Annotated in this window: 27 protein-coding genes; 24 read left to right on the top strand and 3 right to left on the bottom strand. The window is 57.3% G+C overall.

Features of this window, described 5'->3' with window-relative positions; genetic code table 11:
- The first annotated feature begins 7 nt into the window (after positions 1 to 7).
- The 7 genes from AB7M29_RS22075 to AB7M29_RS22045 all read left to right on the top strand — a co-directional run bounded on the left by AB7M29_RS22075 (position 8) and on the right by AB7M29_RS22045 (position 4204).
- Complete coding sequence (locus AB7M29_RS22075; protein WP_454247961.1) at positions 8 to 496, top strand: DnaT-like ssDNA-binding protein; 489 nt, start codon at positions 8 to 10, stop codon at positions 494 to 496.
- 134 nt (positions 497 to 630) lie between these two features.
- The gene (locus AB7M29_RS22070; protein ID WP_454247960.1) at positions 631 to 1161 is read left to right on the top strand and encodes a hypothetical protein; all 531 of its coding nucleotides are present in this window, start codon (positions 631 to 633) and stop codon (positions 1159 to 1161) included.
- A 140-nt stretch (positions 1162 to 1301) separates the two neighbouring features.
- Complete coding sequence (locus AB7M29_RS22065; RefSeq protein WP_454247959.1) at positions 1302 to 2075, top strand: hypothetical protein; 774 nt, start codon at positions 1302 to 1304, stop codon at positions 2073 to 2075.
- 3 nt (positions 2076 to 2078) lie between these two features.
- Complete coding sequence (locus AB7M29_RS22060) at positions 2079 to 3056, top strand: major capsid protein (RefSeq protein WP_454247958.1); 978 nt, start codon at positions 2079 to 2081, stop codon at positions 3054 to 3056.
- Positions 3057 to 3119: 63 nt separating this feature from the next.
- The gene (locus tag AB7M29_RS22055) at positions 3120 to 3425 is read left to right on the top strand and encodes a HeH/LEM domain-containing protein (protein ID WP_454247957.1); all 306 of its coding nucleotides are present in this window, start codon (positions 3120 to 3122) and stop codon (positions 3423 to 3425) included.
- A 9-nt stretch (positions 3426 to 3434) separates the two neighbouring features.
- Positions 3435 to 3812, top strand: a complete 378-nt coding sequence (locus AB7M29_RS22050) for a hypothetical protein (protein WP_454247956.1) — start codon at positions 3435 to 3437, stop codon at positions 3810 to 3812.
- A gap of 2 nt (positions 3813 to 3814) precedes the next feature.
- Positions 3815 to 4204 (top strand): hypothetical protein, encoded by a 390-nt coding sequence (locus AB7M29_RS22045; protein WP_454247955.1) that lies wholly within the window; start codon positions 3815 to 3817, stop codon positions 4202 to 4204.
- A gap of 16 nt (positions 4205 to 4220) precedes the next feature.
- Here AB7M29_RS22045 and AB7M29_RS22040 read toward each other — a convergent pair whose 3' ends face one another.
- The gene (locus tag AB7M29_RS22040; RefSeq protein ID WP_454247954.1) at positions 4221 to 4676 is read right to left on the bottom strand and encodes a hypothetical protein; all 456 of its coding nucleotides are present in this window, start codon (positions 4674 to 4676) and stop codon (positions 4221 to 4223) included.
- 103 nt (positions 4677 to 4779) lie between these two features.
- Here AB7M29_RS22040 and AB7M29_RS22035 point away from each other — a divergent pair, with 103 nt between their 5' ends.
- The 9 genes from AB7M29_RS22035 (at position 4780) to AB7M29_RS21995 (ending at position 12148) form a co-directional block, all read left to right on the top strand.
- Positions 4780 to 5376: a hypothetical protein gene (locus tag AB7M29_RS22035; RefSeq protein ID WP_454247953.1), complete on the top strand. Its 597-nt coding sequence runs from the start codon at positions 4780 to 4782 to the stop codon at positions 5374 to 5376.
- Positions 5373 to 5789 (top strand): phage tail terminator-like protein, encoded by a 417-nt coding sequence (locus tag AB7M29_RS22030; RefSeq protein WP_454247952.1) that lies wholly within the window; start codon positions 5373 to 5375, stop codon positions 5787 to 5789. Before AB7M29_RS22035 ends, AB7M29_RS22030 begins: the two co-directional genes overlap by 4 nt.
- Before the next feature lie 68 nt (positions 5790 to 5857).
- A complete protein-coding gene (locus AB7M29_RS22025) occupies positions 5858 to 6505 on the top strand; it encodes a phage tail protein (RefSeq protein ID WP_454247951.1) in 648 nt (215 codons plus the stop codon).
- Between the two features lie 9 nt (positions 6506 to 6514).
- Positions 6515 to 6898, top strand: coding sequence for a phage tail assembly chaperone (locus AB7M29_RS22020; RefSeq protein WP_454247950.1), 384 nt, complete (start codon positions 6515 to 6517; stop codon positions 6896 to 6898).
- Positions 6899 to 6945: 47 nt separating this feature from the next.
- A complete protein-coding gene (locus AB7M29_RS22015; RefSeq protein WP_454247949.1) occupies positions 6946 to 7218 on the top strand; it encodes a DUF1799 domain-containing protein in 273 nt (90 codons plus the stop codon).
- 27 nt (positions 7219 to 7245) lie between these two features.
- Positions 7246 to 10284: a phage tail tape measure protein gene (locus AB7M29_RS22010; RefSeq protein WP_454247948.1), complete on the top strand. Its 3039-nt coding sequence runs from the start codon at positions 7246 to 7248 to the stop codon at positions 10282 to 10284.
- The gene (locus tag AB7M29_RS22005) at positions 10284 to 10622 is read left to right on the top strand and encodes a phage tail protein (RefSeq protein WP_454247947.1); all 339 of its coding nucleotides are present in this window, start codon (positions 10284 to 10286) and stop codon (positions 10620 to 10622) included. Before AB7M29_RS22010 ends, AB7M29_RS22005 begins: the two co-directional genes overlap by 1 nt.
- Positions 10623 to 10631: 9 nt before the next feature.
- Positions 10632 to 11381: a phage minor tail protein L gene (locus tag AB7M29_RS22000; protein WP_454247946.1), complete on the top strand. Its 750-nt coding sequence runs from the start codon at positions 10632 to 10634 to the stop codon at positions 11379 to 11381.
- Between the two features lie 2 nt (positions 11382 to 11383).
- Complete coding sequence (locus tag AB7M29_RS21995) at positions 11384 to 12148, top strand: C40 family peptidase (protein ID WP_454247945.1); 765 nt, start codon at positions 11384 to 11386, stop codon at positions 12146 to 12148.
- A 98-nt stretch (positions 12149 to 12246) separates the two neighbouring features.
- Here AB7M29_RS21995 and AB7M29_RS21990 read toward each other — a convergent pair whose 3' ends face one another.
- Positions 12247 to 12495 (bottom strand): hypothetical protein, encoded by a 249-nt coding sequence (locus tag AB7M29_RS21990; RefSeq protein WP_454247944.1) that lies wholly within the window; start codon positions 12493 to 12495, stop codon positions 12247 to 12249.
- 81 nt (positions 12496 to 12576) lie between these two features.
- Positions 12577 to 12879: a hypothetical protein gene (locus tag AB7M29_RS21985; protein ID WP_454247943.1), complete on the bottom strand. Its 303-nt coding sequence runs from the start codon at positions 12877 to 12879 to the stop codon at positions 12577 to 12579.
- Positions 12880 to 13440: 561 nt separating this feature from the next.
- Between AB7M29_RS21985 and AB7M29_RS21980 the strand changes: the two genes are divergently transcribed.
- From AB7M29_RS21980 to AB7M29_RS21945, 8 genes are all read left to right on the top strand, one after another.
- Positions 13441 to 13785, top strand: a complete 345-nt coding sequence (locus AB7M29_RS21980; RefSeq protein ID WP_454247942.1) for a hypothetical protein — start codon at positions 13441 to 13443, stop codon at positions 13783 to 13785.
- Between the two features lie 80 nt (positions 13786 to 13865).
- Positions 13866 to 14426, top strand: coding sequence for a tail assembly protein (locus AB7M29_RS21975; protein ID WP_454248748.1), 561 nt, complete (start codon positions 13866 to 13868; stop codon positions 14424 to 14426).
- A 57-nt stretch (positions 14427 to 14483) separates the two neighbouring features.
- Positions 14484 to 18047: a phage tail protein gene (locus AB7M29_RS21970; RefSeq protein ID WP_454247941.1), complete on the top strand. Its 3564-nt coding sequence runs from the start codon at positions 14484 to 14486 to the stop codon at positions 18045 to 18047.
- A 15-nt stretch (positions 18048 to 18062) separates the two neighbouring features.
- Complete coding sequence (locus tag AB7M29_RS21965; protein ID WP_454248747.1) at positions 18063 to 18371, top strand: hypothetical protein; 309 nt, start codon at positions 18063 to 18065, stop codon at positions 18369 to 18371.
- The gene (locus AB7M29_RS21960) at positions 18371 to 19051 is read left to right on the top strand and encodes a hypothetical protein (protein ID WP_454247940.1); all 681 of its coding nucleotides are present in this window, start codon (positions 18371 to 18373) and stop codon (positions 19049 to 19051) included. Before AB7M29_RS21965 ends, AB7M29_RS21960 begins: the two co-directional genes overlap by 1 nt.
- A gap of 24 nt (positions 19052 to 19075) precedes the next feature.
- Positions 19076 to 20014 carry a phage tail protein gene (locus tag AB7M29_RS21955; RefSeq protein WP_454247939.1) on the top strand — a complete coding sequence of 313 codons (939 nt, stop codon included), beginning with the start codon at positions 19076 to 19078 and terminating at the stop codon, positions 20012 to 20014.
- Complete coding sequence (locus tag AB7M29_RS21950; RefSeq protein ID WP_454247938.1) at positions 20014 to 20349, top strand: hypothetical protein; 336 nt, start codon at positions 20014 to 20016, stop codon at positions 20347 to 20349. Before AB7M29_RS21955 ends, AB7M29_RS21950 begins: the two co-directional genes overlap by 1 nt.
- Positions 20346 to 20711 (top strand): phage tail protein, encoded by a 366-nt coding sequence (locus tag AB7M29_RS21945; protein WP_454247937.1) that lies wholly within the window; start codon positions 20346 to 20348, stop codon positions 20709 to 20711. Before AB7M29_RS21950 ends, AB7M29_RS21945 begins: the two co-directional genes overlap by 4 nt.
- Positions 20712 to 20790 lie beyond the last annotated feature (79 nt).

Below are 20790 nucleotides of genomic sequence, written 5' to 3'. Positions count from 1 at the left end.
ATGACCGATGCAGATCATTGTTGAGGATGGGCAAGGAAGGCCGGACGCCAACAGTTTCGTGTCGCTCGAGAAGCTGACCTTCTACCGCGACTACTATGGCTTTCGGATACCCGAAGCAGAGGATGAGCAGCGTACTTTGCTATTGCGCGCTGGGGCAGAGATCAATGCTCGCCAATGGAAGGGCTGCAAGGCTAATCCCAACCAAGCAATGGCTTGGCCGCGCCAGGATTGCAAGATCGAATTCCAGACGCTTTCCGAGACGTTCATTCCCTTTGAGCTGGAGTGGGGCCAGGTACGGCTCGCTGTCGAGATCCATGCCGCTGAGCATGGCTTGGAAATCCAAGAGCCAACGCATTGCACTGAGCCTAACGGCAGGCGAACCTTGCTCGTTCGATCTTCACCTGGTACCCGAATGCGACCTCCGCCATACGCGCCAAGCCGGACGCAGTTCGCCGATTACCTAGTGATGCGCGGACTTCATCCAGTCGATCGATAGTTGAGTTAAATTTAAACAGCATGAGCTCTTTCGACTACTCTAGTGTTGAAAAGGGAATGTTTTTAATTGGCGAACGTAGTGAACAGCCAAGGCTAATAATATTGATAAAGTAGTTCAGCCGAAGGATTAGGCATATGTCTGATGCTCTTGAAAATCAGCTTTTAATTTTTGGCTTGGTGTGTCTTGGCGCCGCGATAGTAGGCGGGGGACTTAAAGCGCTAGGTATAGAAGTTCCCCTGCTTAAGTCTATACGGCGCCAGCTTTTACTAGCTCTATTCGGATTGGTTCTGCTTCTCCCTTCGGCTTGGGAGGGCATCATGGATATAATGTTTCCTCCGGTCATAGAAACTCGTTCTTTCACTATTGATCCAGGCCATGCAAGGAATCTCACAGTTGATATGTCTCGAAAGGGCAGATTAAGTGTGGTTATGAAATCCGTTGTGCAGGATCTTAATGGGTTCAGTGGGAATCCTTCTGTTAATGGGGCCGATAGCATATTTGTCAGGATTTGCGGTCATCAAGAGGTCGGAGATTGCCCATCTTCGCAAATGGGGGAGGGTGCAGCATTTGGCAGAGATCTTCAAAAAGGTCAGGCTACGGTGCAGATGTTTAGTTATGGGACAAGCCCTAAAATAATTTACTCCCTAGAAATCAAGCACCCTTAATGGTTGGACATAAATAATGCTCCAAGCGTCAAGCGAAAAAACCTATCAATACTGAAATACAAGCACACAACAAACCTCGGTCATGCCGGGGTTTTTTTATGCCTGCAAAGCGGGCTCCGACAATTCCCAAGGGGAAAACCATGCCATTCGATTTTGATCCGACCGAGCTCGGCCTTGAGCTTGATGCCGAAAAAACGGCTGCACTGAAAACAGCCTTGGGTGGCATTTTTCAGAGCGCACTGGATGCCGAGGTGACTGGTCTGAAGACCAAGAACGCAAACCTGATCCGTGATGGGAAAGTCATCAAGACCGAACTCGACCAGTTTAAGACCCAATTCGAAGGTTTGGACCTTGTTGCCGTGAAAGGTTTGCTTGCGAAAGTCGGCCAAGACGAAGAAACGAAGCTGATCGCCGAGGGCAAGCTGGACGAGGTCATTACCCGGCGCACCGAGCGTCTGCGTACCGACTACGACACCAAACTGGCCACCGAGAAGGCCCGCGCTGATAAGGCCGAAGCATTCGCTGCAAAATACAGCGACAAGGTACTGGCCGATTCCATCCGCGCTGCCGCTATCAAGGCCGGCGCACTCCCCGAGGCTGCCGAGGACATCATCCTGCGCGCCCGGGGCACTTTCAAACTCAGTGAGGACGGTGAAGCAATCGCCACCGACCGTGACGGCGAAGTCGTTTATGGGAAAGACGGGAAAACCCCACTGTCTCCGCTCGAATGGGCGGAATCGCTGCGTGAAACAGCAACACACCTGTGGCCAAGGGCTCAGGGTGCCGGGCCGACCGGCGATCAAGGTGGCAAGGCTACCAAAAAGTGGGGGGAGTACACCGAGCAGGAGCGCGCGACGCTGGCCCGAGAAAACCCCGAAGCATACAAGCGCATTAAAGCCACTCAAGGAACCTAATCCATGGCCACCACGCAACTCGCGGACATCTTTGTCCATGACTACTACACCGATCTGGCGCCGGTTAACTCGCCAGAAAAGACCGCCGTTTTTGAATCCGGCATCATCACCAAGTCACCAGTCCTCGATGCCATCGCATCCAATGGCCAAGGTGTTGCCGAGATCGATTATTGGCAAGACCTGGACGCCGACGAAGAGCCGAACATCTCTAACGATGATCCGGATGACCTCGGCGCTGTCGGCAAGGCTGAAATGGGCAACATGCGTGCCCGCACCCTGTACCTCAACAAGGCATACGGCGTTGCCGACCTGACGTCGGAGCTTGCTGGTTCCGAGCCAATGCAGCACATCCGCAACCGCTTCGGCACCTACTGGACTCGTCGCTGGCAGCGTTACCTGCTGGGCGCGGCTCGCGGCATCATTGCCTCGAACATCGCCGACAATGCAGGCGATATGGTCAAGGACGCCGGTGCAACTATCAGCGCCAACGCATTCCAGGATGCAGCTTTCACTGCTGGCGACGCCGCTGATGTGTTCGCCGCGATCGGCGTGCACTCGGTGGTCATGAACCAGATGGTCAAGCAGGACATGATCGAATACCTGCGTGACTCCGACGGCAAGATCATTCTCGCCACGTACCTGGGTAAACCGGTGTTCATGGACGATGGCCTGACTTACGGCACCGGCAAGTACCTGTCCGTGTTCTTCGGTCAGGGCGCTTTCGGCTACGGAGAGGGCAATCCGACTGTGCCGGTAGAGCTTCAGCGCAAGCCCGACGGCGGTAACGGCGGCGGTGCCGAAGTCATCTGGGAGCGCAAGACGTTCATTCTGCAACCGGCCGGCTTCAGCTGGAAAGGCAGCGAAAATCGCAACCTTAGCCCGACGGCAGCGCAGTACGCGGCCGGGGGCAATTGGCAGCGAGTGTTCGACCGCAAGCAGGTGCCTTTCGCCGCCGTAATCAGCGGTGTGACGACGCCTTAACTCCGGCCAACCCATCGCGACACGGGCGCCATCTTTGGCACCCGTATCGATGCGAGGTGATTCATGAAAGTCATTTACACCGACACACCCGGTAATGAGCCGGGTGTTTGTTATCGCTTGCTCGACGAATTCTTCGGCGTGATCAGTTCTGCGACCGAGGTTGTCGTCGAGGGCGACGTGCCCAGCATCATCGAGGCGTACCAGAGTGCCGGGATCAAGGTTTCAAACGGGCAGACGGAAGACGAGCCAGAAACTGACCCGCTCAAAATGAAGGTCCCTGACCTGAAAGAGTGGCTGACCGGCAAAGGCATCGAGTTCGACGCAAATGCCAAGAAAGAAGACTTACAGGCCCTGGTGCCGAAGGAATAAGGACTGCACATGACCGACTTCATCACTGTTGCCGATGTTGACGCCTCTCTGGGTCCTGGTTGGGCCGGCACCGGTGATCCGGTCCTTGCCGTGACCATGGCCAACGCCTGGCTCACGGCCAAGATTCAGCGGGTTGTTTCGGATCCGGTTCCGACCGAGATCAAAACAGCCGGCGCCCAAGTCGCCAAAGAAGCGGCAGCGGGCAATTTGTACAAGACTACCCAGAAGGAAGTGCTCAGCAAGACGGTGTCCGCTCAATCTGGCACCTCGACGAGCAAGACCTATGCGGCCGGGTCAACGGATCTGTCTGCCGGTGAGAATTTCGCCTTGGCTCTGCTGGTGCCCTGGACCAAGCGCTCCGGCGTGATGATGCTCAAAAGGATTTGATCATGGGCATGTGCGAAGAAATCCAGGCCGAGCTGGCTGAGGCGTTCGATGATCCCGATGGTCTGGCTGATGCTGTCAAGCCTGTGGTTGGCGTGCGGAAGGTGCCAGGGGAGTACGATCCGGAGACTGGCACCGCTCCCGAGGTACTCATTACCTACGGTGGGCGGGGAGTGTTCGGCAGCTACTTGGCCAAGGAGATCGACGGCTCGCTCATTCAAACAGCAGACGAAAAGCTGCTTGTGCTACAGAACGAGCTGTTTGTCTCCGAAGCGAGCGTGCCTACAGCGATACCGGCGACCCCGGCCATCGGCGACATCATCAACGGTCTACGAGTGATGAATGTGTCCGCCGACCCCGCCGAAGCGACCTGGACGACTCAATTAAGAAAGTGAGCGGTTCAATGCCTAGTTATTGCCCGTGCAGCTCAATATAGGATTGGACTTGATCCACGATTAATGTCTTTTGCATGGAGAAGTTGTAGGGGTATCTGGCGGCGATTTTTTTTGATGTTTTGCTCAAGGTTTCTGAAGGTATGCCATCAGGTGTATAGGTTTTAAGAAACTCATAGCTTTCCACTTGATCAACGATTAGCGTTTTCTGCATCGAATAATTGTTTGGGTATCTAGCTTCAATTGGGTCTTTTATCTTTTCCATTAACCCAGCGGGCAAGGCGCTTGGGTTGTATTTCTCAAGGAAGTCGTAGGAGCTAATCTGGTCGCTGAGAAGCACTTTTTGCATAGAAAAATTATCGGGATATCGGGCTTCGATCTGCTCTCGCATCGCGCTAATCGCTTCTGGGGGAGCGCTATACGCAAATGTTGATGTAAGCGCCAAGGTTGCGAAAGCAATTCCAATTTTTTTCATAACGATTTCCCTTTAAAAAAGCGCTAGGTTTGCGGTTCTAAGTTAGCTACCTAATTTTTCAGCTCACGAACTGAACTACGGTTTCATTAATCGAGCTGGTGCTATGTCATCCAGACATTCTAGCCAATCCGGCAGTTTCGCCCTGAGCCTGGCCAAATTCGCTGAGCAAGCCACTGAAACAATCGATGCCAGCCTGCGAGAGATCATCATCGAGGTCGGCAGCAGCGTCATCCGCATGTCGCCTGTGGGGAATCCCGAGATATGGGCGCAGAACACCGTAGCTCGCCAGTACAACAAGGCCGTGGACGAGCACAAAAGCAGCCTGCGCAGCGATCCGGCCAACCTGACAAAGGCGGGGCGGCTGAAGCCTGGGCGCAAACTGAACGATGGCATGGACATCGTTGCCCCTCAGGGCTATGTCGGCGGGCGGTTCCGGGCGAATTGGCATCTTTCGATCGATGTAGTGGAGAACGTGACCTTTGACGAGGTTGATCCAGGCGGGCAAGCAACAATTGCTGCGTTGGTTTCGGCCGTCAGCGATTTCACCGCCGGACAGACTGCCTACCTCATCAATAACCTGCCATACGCTATCCCGCTCGAGTTCGGGCATTCGACCCAGGCACCCGGCGGCATGGTCCGCATCACCGTGGCGCGCTTCCAGCAGATCGTGCAGGAGGCCATCAGGAACAACCAGGTATGAGCCATAACATCATTTCTTCGATCTACGAGGCCAAGCTGATCGCCTGGGCGAAAGCGTTGCCGGTACCGCTGAAGGTCGTCGTAGAGAACGAGGCCTACACGCCAGTTGACGGCGCCACTTACCTGAAGGCCTTCACGCTACCGGCGGACACCGCGAGCAACACGCTCGGTGGCGACCACAAGCTGTACACCGGTGTGTTTCAGGTCAGCATCGTGACGCCATCGGGGAAGTACCGCGGCGCAGCCGGTGCACTGGCTGATCAGATCGCCGCCATGTTCCCGCTGTATGAGCGAAACACAAAAGGCGCGCTGACCGTCGTCACCATGACACCAGTCGACCCCGGCCCTGGAATTCCAGACGACACGACCTTCACTGTACCGGTCTCTTTTCAATACCGAGCCGACACAAACTAATCCGCCCATTGGGCAACCCAGAACCCGCCACTGCGCGGGTTTTGTCATTTCTGCAAAGAGGAAAACCCATGAGCGTCAAGATTCCCAACGGCACCACGTTCGAGATTGCTGCCAATCTGAGCGCGGCGAAAGCGTTCACTGCCATCTCCAACGCCAAGCCCGCAGTGCTGACCGCTGCCGCGCACGGTCTGGCCAATGGCGACGTGATCGTCATTGATTCGGCGTGGGCGAAGCTGAACGGCCGCCCTGCGCGAGTGATTGATTCCGATGTGGGCGACTTCGCGGCCGATGGCGTGGATACCACCAGCGTCAAAAACTATCCGGCAGGCTCCGGTGCGGGATCGGTTCGAGCTGCGTCCGGCTGGACCCAAATCGCTCAGATCACCGAGCCGACAGCAAACGGCGGTGAGCAGCAGTTTCTGACTTACGGCTTCCTCGAAGACGACGATGATCGCCAACTGCCCACCACCAAGTCGGCCAGCAGCATGACGCTGCCAGTTGCAGATGACCCTGCTCAGGCATACGTCGCTGTTGTGGAAGCCGCCGATGAAGACAAGGAGCCGCGTCTGGTTCGCGCAAACCTTCCAGGCGGCGCGACCATCTACTACTACGCATATGTGTCGATCACTGCGACCCCGACGCTGAGCCGCAACAACATCATGACGCGGACCATCACGCTGTCGTTCGCCTCCCGCCCAACTCGCTACAACGCCTAAGGGGTTCCCATGGCAAAGTTTTCGATTGCGCCAAAGCCGACGTTCACCGTCGATGTGGCCATCCCTCAGGTGGGCGGCAAACCCGCAATGGTTCCGTTCACCTTCAAGTATCGAGACCGTACGGCCCTGGCCGAATTGTTCGACGCCTGGAAGGAGAAAGCCGAAGCCCTGGGCGAGCGCTTCAAAGACACCCAGCCAACTCTCACCGAAATCACCGCAGCGGAAGTGAAGCAGGGTGTCGAACAGATTAAGGATCTGATCGTGGCATGGGGCTTCAACGACAAGCTCAACGACGAGTCGATCACTGCTCTGGTGAAGAGCTGCATCGGTGTCTCGGATGCCGTCGTGAAGGCCTACAGCGAAGCCTTCGGCAAGGCCCGCCTGGGAAACTAACCGCCGCTGCCCGGGCGCTCTACGAGTCTGACGGATCCGCCGAACAGATGGCCCTGTTCGGCTTTTCACCAGAGGACTACGACGAAACTGTCGAGGTCTGGCCGGACAACTGGAAGTCGTTCCTCGTCATGGATTCGATGTGGACTCAGTGGCGCACAGGCGCATGCGGCGCAACCGGACTCGATTACGGCGTCCTGCCCGACGTGATGAAGCTCGTTGGCATTCCGGCTAAGGATCGCCCACGCGTGTTTCAGGACATTCGTGTGATGGAGTCGGAAGCCATCGCCGTCATGGCAGAAGCCCGCGACAACAGCCCGTGAAGACGGGCACTTATTCAAGGTGAGTCGATGAACATCGCAGAACTGGGCATCAAGATTGACTCAGCTGACACCGCCCGGGCCACTGTCGAACTCGACAAGATGACCAAGGCCGGCGATCGCGCGGAGCAGTCCGCCGTCGGCCTGATGAAAGAGATGGAAGCGCTGGAGAAGTCGTTGTCGAAAGGCGCGACCACCACGCAGGAACTGGCAAAGCAGCGCGAAAATCTGGAGAAACTCACTAAGACCGGTGCCTATGGCGAGGCCGAGTTCACGAAGATCACCGCACAGCTCGACAAGCAGCAGGCGGCGCTGGCCAAGTCCACGCTTGATGAACAGAAGGCGCTGAACAGCCTGCTCGGCGCGATCGACCCAGCCCGTGCGGCCATGGCCAAGCTCGATAATCAGGTTGAGCAGCTGGGCAAGCATCTCGATGCCGGCCGCATCAGTCAGGACCAGTACAACTCGGCGCTGGGCAAGCTGAACGGCAACTACGCATCACTGGAAAAAACTGCCACCGGTTTCGACAAGCTGAAGCTCGGCACCCGTCAGGCTCAGGAAAACGTCGTGCAGCTCGGCAATGCGCTGTCTTCTGGCGATTGGGGGAGTGGTGTTCGTGCTGTTGCTCAGTTGGGCGCTGGTGCGGGTGCGTCGGCTGCTGGCCTGCTTGCCATTCTGGCGCCAATTGCCTTGGCCACTGCTGCCGTTGGTGGGCTGGCCGTTGCTTACTACAAGGGCAGCGAAGAGCAGGACGCCTATACCAAAGGTCTGGTGCTCACCGGTAACGCCTCTGGCATGACCGCCAGCCAACTTGGCGAAATGGCACGGCAGGTCAGCGCGACCGTCGGCACGACTGGCCAGGCTGCCGAAGTGCTGGCGCTGCTGGCCGGCAACGGAAAAATCGCTGGCGAGAGTTTCGGCGGCATTGCCCAGGCTGCCGTGTCCATGAAGGAAGCGACCGGCAAAGCCATAAAAGAGACGGTTGCAGAGTTCGAAAAGATCGCAGACGAGCCGGTCAAGGCATCAGCCGCGCTGAATGAGCAATACCACTACCTGACCGCCTCGGTTTATTCGCAGATCGCCGCTCTGGAAGAGCAGGGCGACCATGCCGGTGCCGTGAAGCTGGCAACCGAACAGTACGCGGATGCGATCAACGAGCGCACCCCGAGGATCCTCGAAAACCTGAGCTTCTGGGAGAAAGGCTACAACGCTGTCGCGCGAGCGGCGGACAACCTGAAGAATCTGGGTCGGCCCGACATCGATGCCGACATTGAGCAGGCCCGGCGGAATCTGGAGCAGGCGCAATTGGGCAATGTGGGCGCCTTCCAAAACCAGAAAGAGATGGTTGAGCTCTACAGCAATCAGCTGAACATGCTGGAGGACCAGAAGGCTGCAGCGGCCGACATTGCCAAATACGAAGGCGATCAAGCCAAGGCTCAGAAAGACGCTGTGTCTGCGATGGTCAAAGTCGATGCGCTGACAAAGTCCTCACTGACCAATGAGCAGAAGCGCGCCGAGGCGATCAAGGAATACAAGAAGCAACTCGACGACATCCGCAAGACCAGCCCGAACGATGCGCGACTTGATCCGGCCGCGGTCGCCAAGAACATGGCGAATCTCAACGACAAGTTCAAAGATCCGAAAGGCGCAACAGGCAGCGTCGACCTGACTGGCTTCAATGACGCAAAAAATGTACTCGCTGAAACTTTGGCCTACTACCAAAACGCCGATAAGGAACTCGAAGCATCTCAGCGGGCCGGCGTTATCTCGCAGGCCAGCTACACGGAGCAACGTGTCAGCCTGCTGAAGCAGGAAGCCATCGAAGTAGCCCAGGGATATGAGGCGGAAATCGCGGCTCTGGAAGCAGCCAAGGCCAAAAAGGGAACGACTGCAGCGCAAATCATCCAGATCGATCAAAAGATCTCGGATGCACGCAGTGCGATGGTCAAGGTGCAGCAGGAAACGGACAGCCAGCTTTCGATCATTGCCACCAACGAAGACGGTCGCCTGCGCAAGCAGACTCTGGCCGTCAAAACGTATACCGACGCCTTACAGCAACAGGTCGAGACGCTTCGACAGCAAGGGCTGCGTGCGGCTTCAGGATTGGGGCAGGGCGATCGACAGCGTGGGCTGACGGATCAACAGAACGGAATCGACGATCGCTTCAACCAGCAAAGCCTAGAGTTGGCAAACCAGTACGGCGATGGCTCGCGCGGCATGAGCCTCGACGAGTACACCCAGAAACTGGCAGCGCTAAAAGCTACACAGCAGGATCTGCACGACACCGTTCAAGCCAATTACGACGAGATGACCGCGGCCCAGGGTGATTGGAGTGTCGGGTCAACGTCAGCATGGCAGAACTACCTGGAGTCGGCTCGGGATGTCGCCGGGCAGACGAAGAGTCTGTTCACCAACGCCTTCACTTCGATGGAGGACGCAGTCGTCAACTTCGCTATGACTGGGAAGTTGTCGTTCGCTGACTTTACGAAATCGATCTTGGCGGACATGGCGCGCATTGCTACTCGGCAAGCCAGTTCCGCGCTGCTGGGCAGTCTCATCGGCGCAGGTGCGAGTTACTTCGCCGGCGGTGCGGGATCAGCAGCGTCAGCAGGATCGACTCAGGCAGGTTACAGCGGCGACCTATCTGGCTTCACACCGGGCAGCATTCAGGCTGATGGTGGCGCCTGGTCGTCGGGTGTGCAGTTGTTTGCCAACGGCGCAGCTTTCACCAATAGCGTAGTGAGCAAGCCAACAGCCTTCGGCATGGCCGGTGGCGATATCGGAATCATGGGGGAGGCGGGGGAAGAGGCGATCATGCCGCTGACCAGAACAGCAGGCGGCCAGCTTGGCGTGCGGGCTTTGGGCGGTGGCAGCAGCGGATCGACCATCAGCATCAACGCACCGGTCACCGTGGCGATTCCCGATCGCAGCTCTGAAGGGATGCAGCTCGACCAACAGGCGCTTTCGCAAAACCTCCAGACGCAGATGAAGGCGGCAGCAGAAAGAGCCGTGGCCGAGTCGTGGCGTGCTGGCGGCGTTAGTTTCCGCAACGTTAACGGGAGAGCCTGATGGCGATTGAGACATTCAGCTGGCCAACTCAGCACGGCGACGCACCTGAAATTACCTATCGGGTGCGCACCTCGCAGTTCGGTAACGGCTACAAGCAGACAGCTGGCGACGGCCCGAACAACAAAGAGGACTCCTATCCGATCACCTACAGCGGCCCAAAAGCCAAAGTGTTGGAGATCATGGCGTTCCTCGACCGGCACGCCGGCGCGAAGGCATTCCTTTGGACCACGCCGCTTGGCCAGCTTGGTCTGTTCACCTGCAAGAATCCGGTACCCACTCCGGTGGGCGGCGGCGTTTTCAAACTCACGGCAACTTTTGACCGTGCATTCCAACCATAAGGGGCAACCATGCCGCTGATCAGTGACATCCAGATCCTCGAACCTGGCAGTGAAGTGCTGCTCTTTGAATTGGACGGCACAGATTACGGTGCGGACGTGTTGCGCTTCCATGGGCATGCGATCCCGCACTCGCCGGAGGAACTGATTGCCGCCGGTGCCGATGCGGATCAGCTGCCCGCGAAGGCGATCTGGTGGCAGGGCAACGAGTACGGCGCCTGGCCAATGCAGATCGACGGCATCGAAGCCAATGGGGACGGCACGGCGGTGCGTCCCACCCTGTCGGTCGGCAACGTCAACGGGCGCATCACTGCGCTCTGTTTGGCGTTCGACGATCTGCTCGAGTTCAAGCTGACCATGCGTCACACCTTGGGCACGTACCTGGATGCAGTGAACTTCCCGGCAGGCAACCCGACAGCGGACCCAACCCAGGAGACGATCGAGGTCTGGTACATAGACCAGAAAACCAACGAAGACGGGGAGACGGTCAGCTGGGAGCTTGCGAGCCCGGGCGACGTCGGCGGCGAATCCATCGGGCGTCAGGCCACGACGCTGTGCCACTGGTGTCTCACCGGCAGTTACCGGGGGCCGAACTGCGGCTACACCGGTGGCTACGTCACGAAGGATGGCGTACCCACCGACAACCCTGAACTGGACGAGTGCGACGCCACGCTGGGCCGGGGATGTATTCCTCGCTTCGGTGAGGGGAACCCACTGCCATTTGGTGGATTCCCCGCCGTTTCCCTGATCGCACGGAGCTGACCATGCGCAAGCACATCTTGAGTGCGATCCAGGCTCATGCGGCTGCCGAGTACCCGAAAGAGTGCTGTGGTTTGCTGCTGGGCATCGAACGCAGGCAGCAGTATTACCCGTGCCGAAACATCGCATCTGAACCCAACGAAGAGTTCCGGATTGATCCTGAGGACTATGCCGCAGCGGAAGACGTTGGCGAAGTAATCGGCATCGTTCATTCGCATCCGGATGCAACCAGCAGGCCATCTCCCCGCGACCTGGCCATGTGCGAAGCGACCGCGATGCCGTGGCACATCCTCAGTTGGCCGGAGGGTGACTTGCGCACGGTGATGCCAGCCGGCGCCGTTCCGCTGCTGAAGCGTCCGTTCGTGCATGGCGCTTGGGACTGCTGGCAGGTCTGCGCGGATTGGTATCAGCGCGAGTGGGGGCTGGAGTTTGAAGCCTTCAATCGCGCCGACGGCTGGTGGGAGAGCAAGGACAACACCAGCCTGTACGAGGCGAACTACGAGACTGCCGGCTTCTACCGGGTCGACCAGCCTCAGCGAGGTGACATGATCGTAATGGAGGTAGGCCGGACGGTTTACCCGAATCATGCGGGGATATTCCTCGGCGCCAGTCCGTCACTGCCTGGCGAAGACGCGGCGACCTTCGGCCCTGGGCCTTTCCTCCTGCATCACCTGTACGGCAGGCCGAGCGAGATCATCGTCTTCGGCGGTCCATGGCTGGACCGAACAAGCCTGATCCTCAGGCACAAAGATGCACGACGAACCATATGATGCGGCAACGTCGAGGGAGTGAAAGATGCTTGAATCGGAGAGGAAAACCGCCAGCGGCGAACCTGTTTGGCGGTTATCGAAAAAGAAAGAACTGGAAATTAATTCATGATTTTGTCTGCATTCAGCAAGTTCTGAAGCTGTGAAAGGTCTTTTGTCAGGATACAGAGAGGCCATTCGTAAGCCTCGAAAGAAGCCCCCTCTGAACAGCCCTGCACGGGATTGTAGATGAAATGCTGCGCCGCTTTAGTGAGAGCCTCACCATCGAAGCCTGGTGTTGATCGAAGAGTTGCAGTGATCGAAACGAGAGCCATGAGAACTCCCTTTTCGAATGGTGAAAGCACTTCCATTTTGACCTCCTAGGTCCCATCTGCGCCAAAATTGGCGCAATCCCAATCCTTTGCTTTGCAGGCAAAAGACTGGGAAGTCCTTTAATTTCTCAATCTGCTGAGTGCATCATTCAATCCAGAGATGGCATCAAGCGCCCAAACATAATGCTGCTTAATGCTGTGACCGTTTGTGATGTCATATCCAAGCATTGCAGCCGAATGAGAGCGAAGACGCTCTACGTTTTCATCGGCGTCTACAGCTTTTTCTTTGAAGTATCGGTCCAGCTTATCTACCAATGCAGTAATCGCCGCGAATGCCGCAGCGTGTGCAAACAGGCTGTTTGTCTCGCGCGCTGCTTTCAGGAGTTCTTCGATTTTTTCGACTGACTGCTTTGGGTTATTCATGCTCACTCCTTTGGTAAATCCATTGCACCAGACTGGAGGCTACAATCTAAGGGGTGGCGGAGATACTGGGGATTCGTACAGGCGATAAAAAGCCCGGGCGGCACCGGGCTCCTTGATAGAGACATTCAACACGTAGGTGTATCAGTCGGAGACTCGCTTTCCTCATCGTATGAACGAATGCGAGATTGATCACGTATGTCCTTTTGGTGGTATTGCCAGTGAGTATGAATACCATGAGCGATCACAATTAAAGCGATCGATGCCATGACAATATAAAGCGTAATCAAGCCAGCACCTTCGTGTGCGAACATCGTGGGTTACTCCTGTATTCACTATGTCGGAAACTTAAGGGTAGGCAATCTACGGCTGCGCTTGCATGAATGTATGTTCATTTTACGAGGCTTGAACTGCGCTAGGTCAGCTGTTAGCCCTTCGCTCGCTGCTGAGTGTGGAACAGGCAACCGTAGCAGGTACTCTGCTGATAAGACTTTCAGCCCGCTTACGATTCGTACAGGCGCAAAGCGGTGATATGGTTGGCACCTTTCCACAGGAGTGACCTGCATGAAATTTTTCGTAGGGGCGCTGGCGGTAGCGTTGCTGGCGGGGTGCGTATCGCCTGGTGACTTGGAGTCGAAGGATCCAAGTATCTCGGGCAATACCTCAAAAGATCCAAAGCGCTATGCCCTTTGTGTTTTCCCCAAATGGCAGAACGCCCGTAGCGACGTGTCTATGTCAGAGACGGAGCATGGATATCGGCTGATTGCGGCGAGCAACAACTTGACCGACGAGCTTTTGAATATTCGCAAAATGCCAAAGGGTAGTGCCGTCGCGCTATACCAGCGTATGGCGTGGGCCCCCGGTTATGGGCGAAGCGAAATAGAGCAGGCGGTTAAAAGCTGTCTGTGAGCACAATCCAAAAGCCGCCTACGGGCGGTTTTTTATGACTGGAGAAAACTGTGTCTGCAATCACAAGCCCGCACCAATCAATGACGACCATCTTACTGTCTGGCCCCCTGATCAAGATGTTCGGCAGGGTCCACCGACGGGAGCTTGGCAGCAAGTCGGTAGGCGAAGCGTTCAAGGCGCTTAAATGCACGCTCGATGGGTTCGAAGCGGCAATTAAGGAACTCGAGCGCCGAGGCATGCGGTTTGCGATCTTCCGCAATCGGAAAAATGTCCCCGAGAAAGACTTTGCACTTGGCGGCGCGCAGGAGATTCGAATTGTTCCGGTGATCAGCGGCAGCAAACGTGCTGGTCTGCTGCAAACGATCATTGGTGCTGTTCTAATTGCCGCGTCGTTCATTCCCGGCTTTCAGGCCCTGGCCCCTGTCGGCATCGCCCTTGTCGCTGGCGGCGTGATCCAAATGCTTAGCCCTCAGGCATCAGGCCTGAAGCAAAGCGCATCACCCGAGAATGCACCGTCCTACGCCTTTGGCGGCGCCAAGAACACTACGGCCAGCGGCAACCCGGTGCCGATCTGCATCGGCGAACGGCGGTGGGGCGGAATGATTATTTCCGCATCGATCTACGCCGAAGACAAAGTGTAAACAGGACACAGCAAGCAGGCCGCCCATGAGGCGGTTTTTTTATGCCTGGAGGAAAGCATGGGCGCAGCACAGAAGATAGATATCCGCGGCGAGAAGGGCGGCAGCAGTAAACCGAAGTCGCCGACCGAGGCCAGCGACAGCCTGCGCTCGACCAACCTGGCCAAGTTGCTGATTGCCGTGGGCGAGGGCGAGTTCGACGAAACCCCGACCGACTACGACATCTACCTCGACAACACGCCGATCCGGGATGCGAGCGGCAACTACAATTTCCCGAACGTGAAGTGGGACTGGCGCCCGGGCTCCGTGGACCAGACCTATATCCCCGGCATCCCCTCGGTCGAGAACGAAACCTCGCTGAACGTGGAACTGCGTAGCGACTCCCCGTGGGTACGCTCGATCACTAACATTCAGCTGTCGGCCGTGCGCGTGCGTTTCGCCTGGCCGGCGCTGCAACGTCAGGATGATGACGGCAACATTGTCGGCTACCGCATCGAGTACGCTATCGACGTGGCCACCGATGGCGGCGCCTATCAGCAAGTGGCAGTTGACGCCGTGGACGGCAAGACCACCACGCGCTACGAGCGCTCCCGCCGGATCGATCTGCCAGACGCCACCACTGGCTGGCAGATCCGCGTGCGGCGCCTGACCCCGAACCAGAACAGCAACAAGATCGCCGACACCATGCTGATCGCCGGCTTCACCGAAGTGATCGACGCCAAGCTGCGTTACCCGAACACCGCGCTGCTCTACATCGAATTCGACGCCGAGCAGTTCACCAACATTCCGGCCGTCACCGTGAAGTGTCGGGCACGTCGCTGGCAGGTGCCGAGCAACTACGACCCGATCGCACGCACCTACACCGGGACGTGGGACGGCAGCATGAAGCAGGCCTGGACCAATAACCCGGCCTGGATCACTTACGGCGTGTGTACCGAGGACCGTTTCGGCTTGGGCAAGCGCATCAAGCCGTTCATGGTCGACAAGTGGGAGCTGTACCGGATTTCGCAGTACTGCGATCAGCTGGTGCCGAACGGCCTCGGTGGTGTCGAGCCGCGCTTCCTATGCGATATGAACCTGCAGGGCAAGGCAGACGCCTGGTCATTGCTGCGTGACATCGCCGGCATCTATCGGGGAATGACGTACTGGGCTCAGGGCCAACTGGTGATGCAGGCGGATATGCCGCGCGCGCAGGACTTCGACTACGTCTTTACCCGGGCCAACGTCGTAGACGGGAAATTCTCCTACGGCAGCGCCTCGGCGAAGACCCGCTATACCCGGGCTCTGGTCAGCTACGACAACCCGGCGAACAACTACGACACCGACGTCATTCCGTTCGCGGATTTGGACCTTCAGCGCCGACTGGGCGACAAACCGACCGAGCTGAGCGCCATCGGTTGCACTCGCGCCTCTGAAGCACAGCGCCGCGGCAAGTGGGCGATCCTCAGCAACAACCAAGACCGCACCGTCTCGTTCAAGACCGGCATGGAAGGGGTGATTCCACTCCCTGGCCACATCATCCCGGTGGCGGATTCGCTGTTGGCTGGTCGCGAGGTGGGCGGGCGCATCTCGGCTGTTGCTGGCCGGGTGGTGACGCTCGACCGTGACACCCAGGCCAAGGCTGGCGATCGGTTGATCATCAACTTGCCCGGCGGGCGGGCTGAGGGCCGGACCGTGCAGAGCGTCAATAACCGCGCTGTGACGGTGACCACCAACTACAGCGAGGCACCACTGCCGCAATTGCAGTGGGCACTGGATGCCGATGATCTGGCAATCCCGCTCTATCGCGTCCTGCGGACCAAGCGCACGGCCGAAGGTGACTTCGAAATTAGCGCGCTGCAGTACGAGCCGAGCAAATTCGCTTACATCGACACCGGCGCTCGACTGGAAGAGCGGCCGATCAGCGTGATTCCTATCACCGTGGTACCGGCGCCGGCCAGTGTCACCATTGTGTCGAACTCGGTTGTTTCCCAGGGCATCGCCGTCGCAACCATGACCATCACCTGGCCAGCGGTGAACGGCGCCGTTGCCTATGACATTGAATGGCGCAAGGACAGCGGCAATTGGATCAAGCTGCAGCGCACCGGAATGACCAGTGTCGACGTGGTGGGTATCTATGCCGGCGCCTACGTAGCTCGCGTCCGCGCGGTGAGCGCCTTCGATATCTCGTCGATCTGGCGCAACTCGATGCTTAACCAGCTCAAGGGCAAGGAGGGCTTACCGCCGGCGGTGTCGTACCTGACGGCTACGCCGCTGCTTTTCGGCATCTACCTGAAGTGGGGCTTCCCAGCTGGCGCCGAGGACACCCAGCGCACGGAGATCTGGTACGGGCCGACAACCAGCCTGGAAGCAGCAACAAAGCTGACAGACCTGTCATACCCACAAAGCGACTTCTCGATGCTGGGCCTTGCCGCTGGCGTGACATTCTATTTCTGGGCGCGCCTGGTGGACCGGATCGGCAACATCGGTCCGTGGTACCCCGTGGGTCTCGGTGTACAGGGGCAATCGAGTGCAGACGCTTCCCCGATTCTGGCAATGATCGCTGGCCAGATCACTGAGACGGAGCTCGGGCAAGACCTGTTGGACGAGATCAACAAAATCCCAGGCCTTCAGGAGCAGATCGACGCGCTCGATGGCCTGGCCGCCTACAAACCGGATCAGGTTTACGAGAAAGACCAGATGGTCGTGGAGGACGGCCATATCTTTCAGGCCAAGGGCGAAGTACCAATCAACACGCCGCCGCCGAACGCGACCTATTGGCTGGATGTCGGTCAGTCGATCGAGACAGCGAATGGACTGGCGCAACAAGTTGCCTTCAACACCGCCGATATCACCGAGCTCGACGGCGTGGTCACGGCCCAAGCTACGGCGTTCCAAGCGTTGCGCGCCTCTTCCCGGGATGACAATGGGGAGGGTGATCTGGCTGACGCCCTGAAAGGGTGGACCAGCACTGCGGCTATCGCTTCGGAATCAAAGGTTCGCACCTCTGAAAACGAAGCGATGGCGGAGCGGATCACTACCTTCGACGTCGCCATCGGCGAGAACGCGGCAAACATCACCGAACTGGAACAGGTAGTTGCCACCAACGAGTCAGCAACAGCCACGAAGATTGATCAGCTGAATGTGTCGGTGGGACAAAACACCGCTGCGATTCAGCAAACATCGACGGCCTATGCCGACACCGCTGGCAAGCTGAACACGATGTGGTCGGTGAAGATGCAGGTCACCGCGGGAGGCCAGTACGTCGCGGCCGGTATCGGTCTTGGCATCGAGAACACCGGTACCGGCCTGCAAAGCCAGTTTCTGGTGAGCGCTGACCGGTTCGCCATCGTCAACACCATCGCCGGCGGCGCCATCTCGGTTCCGTTTGCGGTGCAGGGTGGCCAAGTGTTCATGAACTCAGCCTTCATCGCTGACGGCACCATCACCAACGCCAAGATCGGCAGCTACATCAGTTCGACGAACTACATTGCCGGCCAGCAGGGCTGGATCCTTAACAAGGACGGAACACTGGAGATCAACGGCATTGTTCCGGGGCAGGGGCGGTTGGTAATCAACTCGCTGAACGTCTCGGTCTACGACGCCAACAATGTGCTGCGTGTGCGGCTTGGATATCTGGGGTGAAAGATGGCTTATGGAATGCGGGTCTGGGGCGGCGATGGATCGCTCCAGGTCGACGAGAACTCTTTCACCATTCGTGTGGCCCTGTCGACGCTCGTGACTTTCCCACCTGGTGGAAAATCCAATCAGGACTTCTCGGTACCAGGTGTTGGCCCAGGCAATGGGTCTGCCATTGTCGTACCTGTCGGGGGGTATAGCGATAGCCAGATGCAGTTCGAAACTGAGCTCGTCGACAATGTCGCACGGGTCTACAACCATACGCGTGGTTTTGCGGCAAGCACGGTGGCCACGGGAACGATGCGACTGATTGTGATGAGGTGGAGTTGATGAGCTACGGACTTCAATTCATGAACAACAGCAATACAGTGATTCTCGACTCGGAGTATGCCCGTCTGATGGTGATTTCTTCCGGTCGGTTTGCGCCGACGGAAGAGTCGGGGATGGGCTCGACGACGTATTTCGCAACGCCCGTAACCTCTCAGGAACCGCCGCTGGTATTTGTCCGGCCTGACACTGTTGGTGGCGTGGCAGGGCTTTGCCGAATGCGTCTGATCGGGGCGGCCGGCAACTGGACGGGATTCTACGTCCGCGCCTATGACGTGAACACTGCTCAGCCCAATGGTCGATATTTCGTTGCCGCCTTTGCAGCACAGGCGGCAGCTCAATACGGCATGCGATTGTGGGATGGATCAGGGGCTTTGTTGTTTGACTCAGGCACGCCAAACGCGACGTTTACCCGTGCATTCCAAAGCTGGTCGTTCGTCAAATATGACACCACTGTGCAAGGTCTCACCAGAAACTATTACACGGTTCCGTTCAACTTTCCGCAGAACGAATACATGTTGTTGAACACCTTCGGCATGAACATGACGTCGGGTAGTGGCATACCCCGCAATCTCTACTGCTGGTGGGACTTTCCCAACAACACGCTGTACGCAATCACCATCGCCGCTACAAACCCGATCGCGTTTTTCTTGCCCGCTGTATTCGCAAAACTCGCCGCTTAAACAAATCAGAATAGGAAGCAAGCCATGCCCTGGTACAAATCAGGAACGGTCTCTCTCACCCAAAATTCCAATGCCGTGATCGGCACGGGTACCGCATTCATTGCCAACAGCCGGGTCGGCGATGCCTTTCTCGGCCCGGACGGCGGTTGGTACGAGGTGACGAACATCGCCAGCGACACGGCGTTGTCGATCTCGCCGAACTACCAAGGTGCGACGAATGCAGCCGGGGTCTACGCGCTGGCGCCTATGCAGGGATATGTCAAGGACTCGGCTGACGCTCTGCGCGCAATCGTTAACACCTACGGCACGAAGCTGGCCGCACTAGGCACTACCGGCAACTACGACATACTGCCGGCGAACAAGGGCGGCACGGGGATCTCTGATCTGTCCGTATTCATCCAGACCTTGCTGAATGATCAGGATGCTGCGGCTGGTCGCAGCACCTTGGTCGCCGCACGCAGCGGTCCGAACAACGACATCACCTCCCTCACCGGATTAACGACAGCGCTCAGCGTAACCCAGGGCGGGACGGGTGTTGTTACAACTGCTGCACTACTGGCTGCAATACAAGCAGCAGGAGCTTACGGAAAGTCCAATATCGTAGGCACAGTTTCGCAGAGTGGTGGCGCGCCTGCTGGGGCAATTGTGGAGACTGGATCGAACGCCAGCGGCACTTACACGAAGTTCGCTGATGGATCGATGATATGTCGTGGGACTACAACAGGTCTTGGGATAGATCAAACAACCACAACTCAAGCTTATTCAGCCAATCTTACCTTGCCAGCAACATTTGTTGGTCCTTACGATGTAAAAGTAAACATTATAAGTGTTAATGTCTCTAATATTTTTCAAGGGTATTGCCGGGCATCAGCTATTAGTCAAAGCGTTATTTCCATTATCCAGTATTGGAACTCTGTTCAAACTTACGCGTATTCGTACTTGGCAAACGGTCGGTGGTTCTAATGAAAATCAATCTTTCCCCAACTCGCCGCGATGATACGCTGGACGTGTCTCGCGTTGGCGCCATACTCACCATCAATGGCGACGCCTTCGACTTCTCTCAAATGGCAGACGGCGATACGCTCCCGGCCAGCGCGATCAGCTGCCCGTGGCTCGCCGGCCAGGTCGACAACGTCGGCGGCGAACTTGAACTGACGCTGATCCTTCCGCTGCCGGTCAACTACAGCCCAGAGCAAGCATTCCCCATTCCCCTTGAAAACGTTCCGGATGGTCCGGTAGTTTTTCCCGCGTCCCTGCCGGAACCTTTAACAGATGCGGCGCCGGAGGACATTGAATGAATATCGACTGGTCCAAGCTGATCACCAAAGCCATGAAAGACGCTGTCGAGCAAACTCGCCAACTGGCCACTGCGAAGGCAGAATTGTCAGCAAGGAACATCAAGGCTGTTACTCAGATCGCACGCATCCAGGATCGCATTGATACGCTCGGTTACGGCATTGATTCCGGCCAGGCGACAGAAGAGGATGAAGCAGAGCAGGCCGCTCTGGTCATCAATTTGAAAGCTTGGAAATCCTACAAATTCGCTCTTGGCAAGATCGCCACGCAGGTGAGTTGGCCGCTGGCGCCGAACTGGCCGACTATTCCGGCAATCCCTGACATTGCCGCTGATCCCGCCGCGCTGCCACCTGAAACTGTCTGATCGCGATCCCGCGACCCAACCCGTCATTGATCGGGTATGTTTTTGCCTAGAGAGACATGCCAATCACTGCGCAGAAATT

The sequence above is a fragment of the Pseudomonas sp. F-14 TE3623 genome, assembly GCF_053629015.1.
Note: the sequence above shows the minus strand (reverse complement) of the source record. Positions and strands in the feature narration are given on the sequence as shown.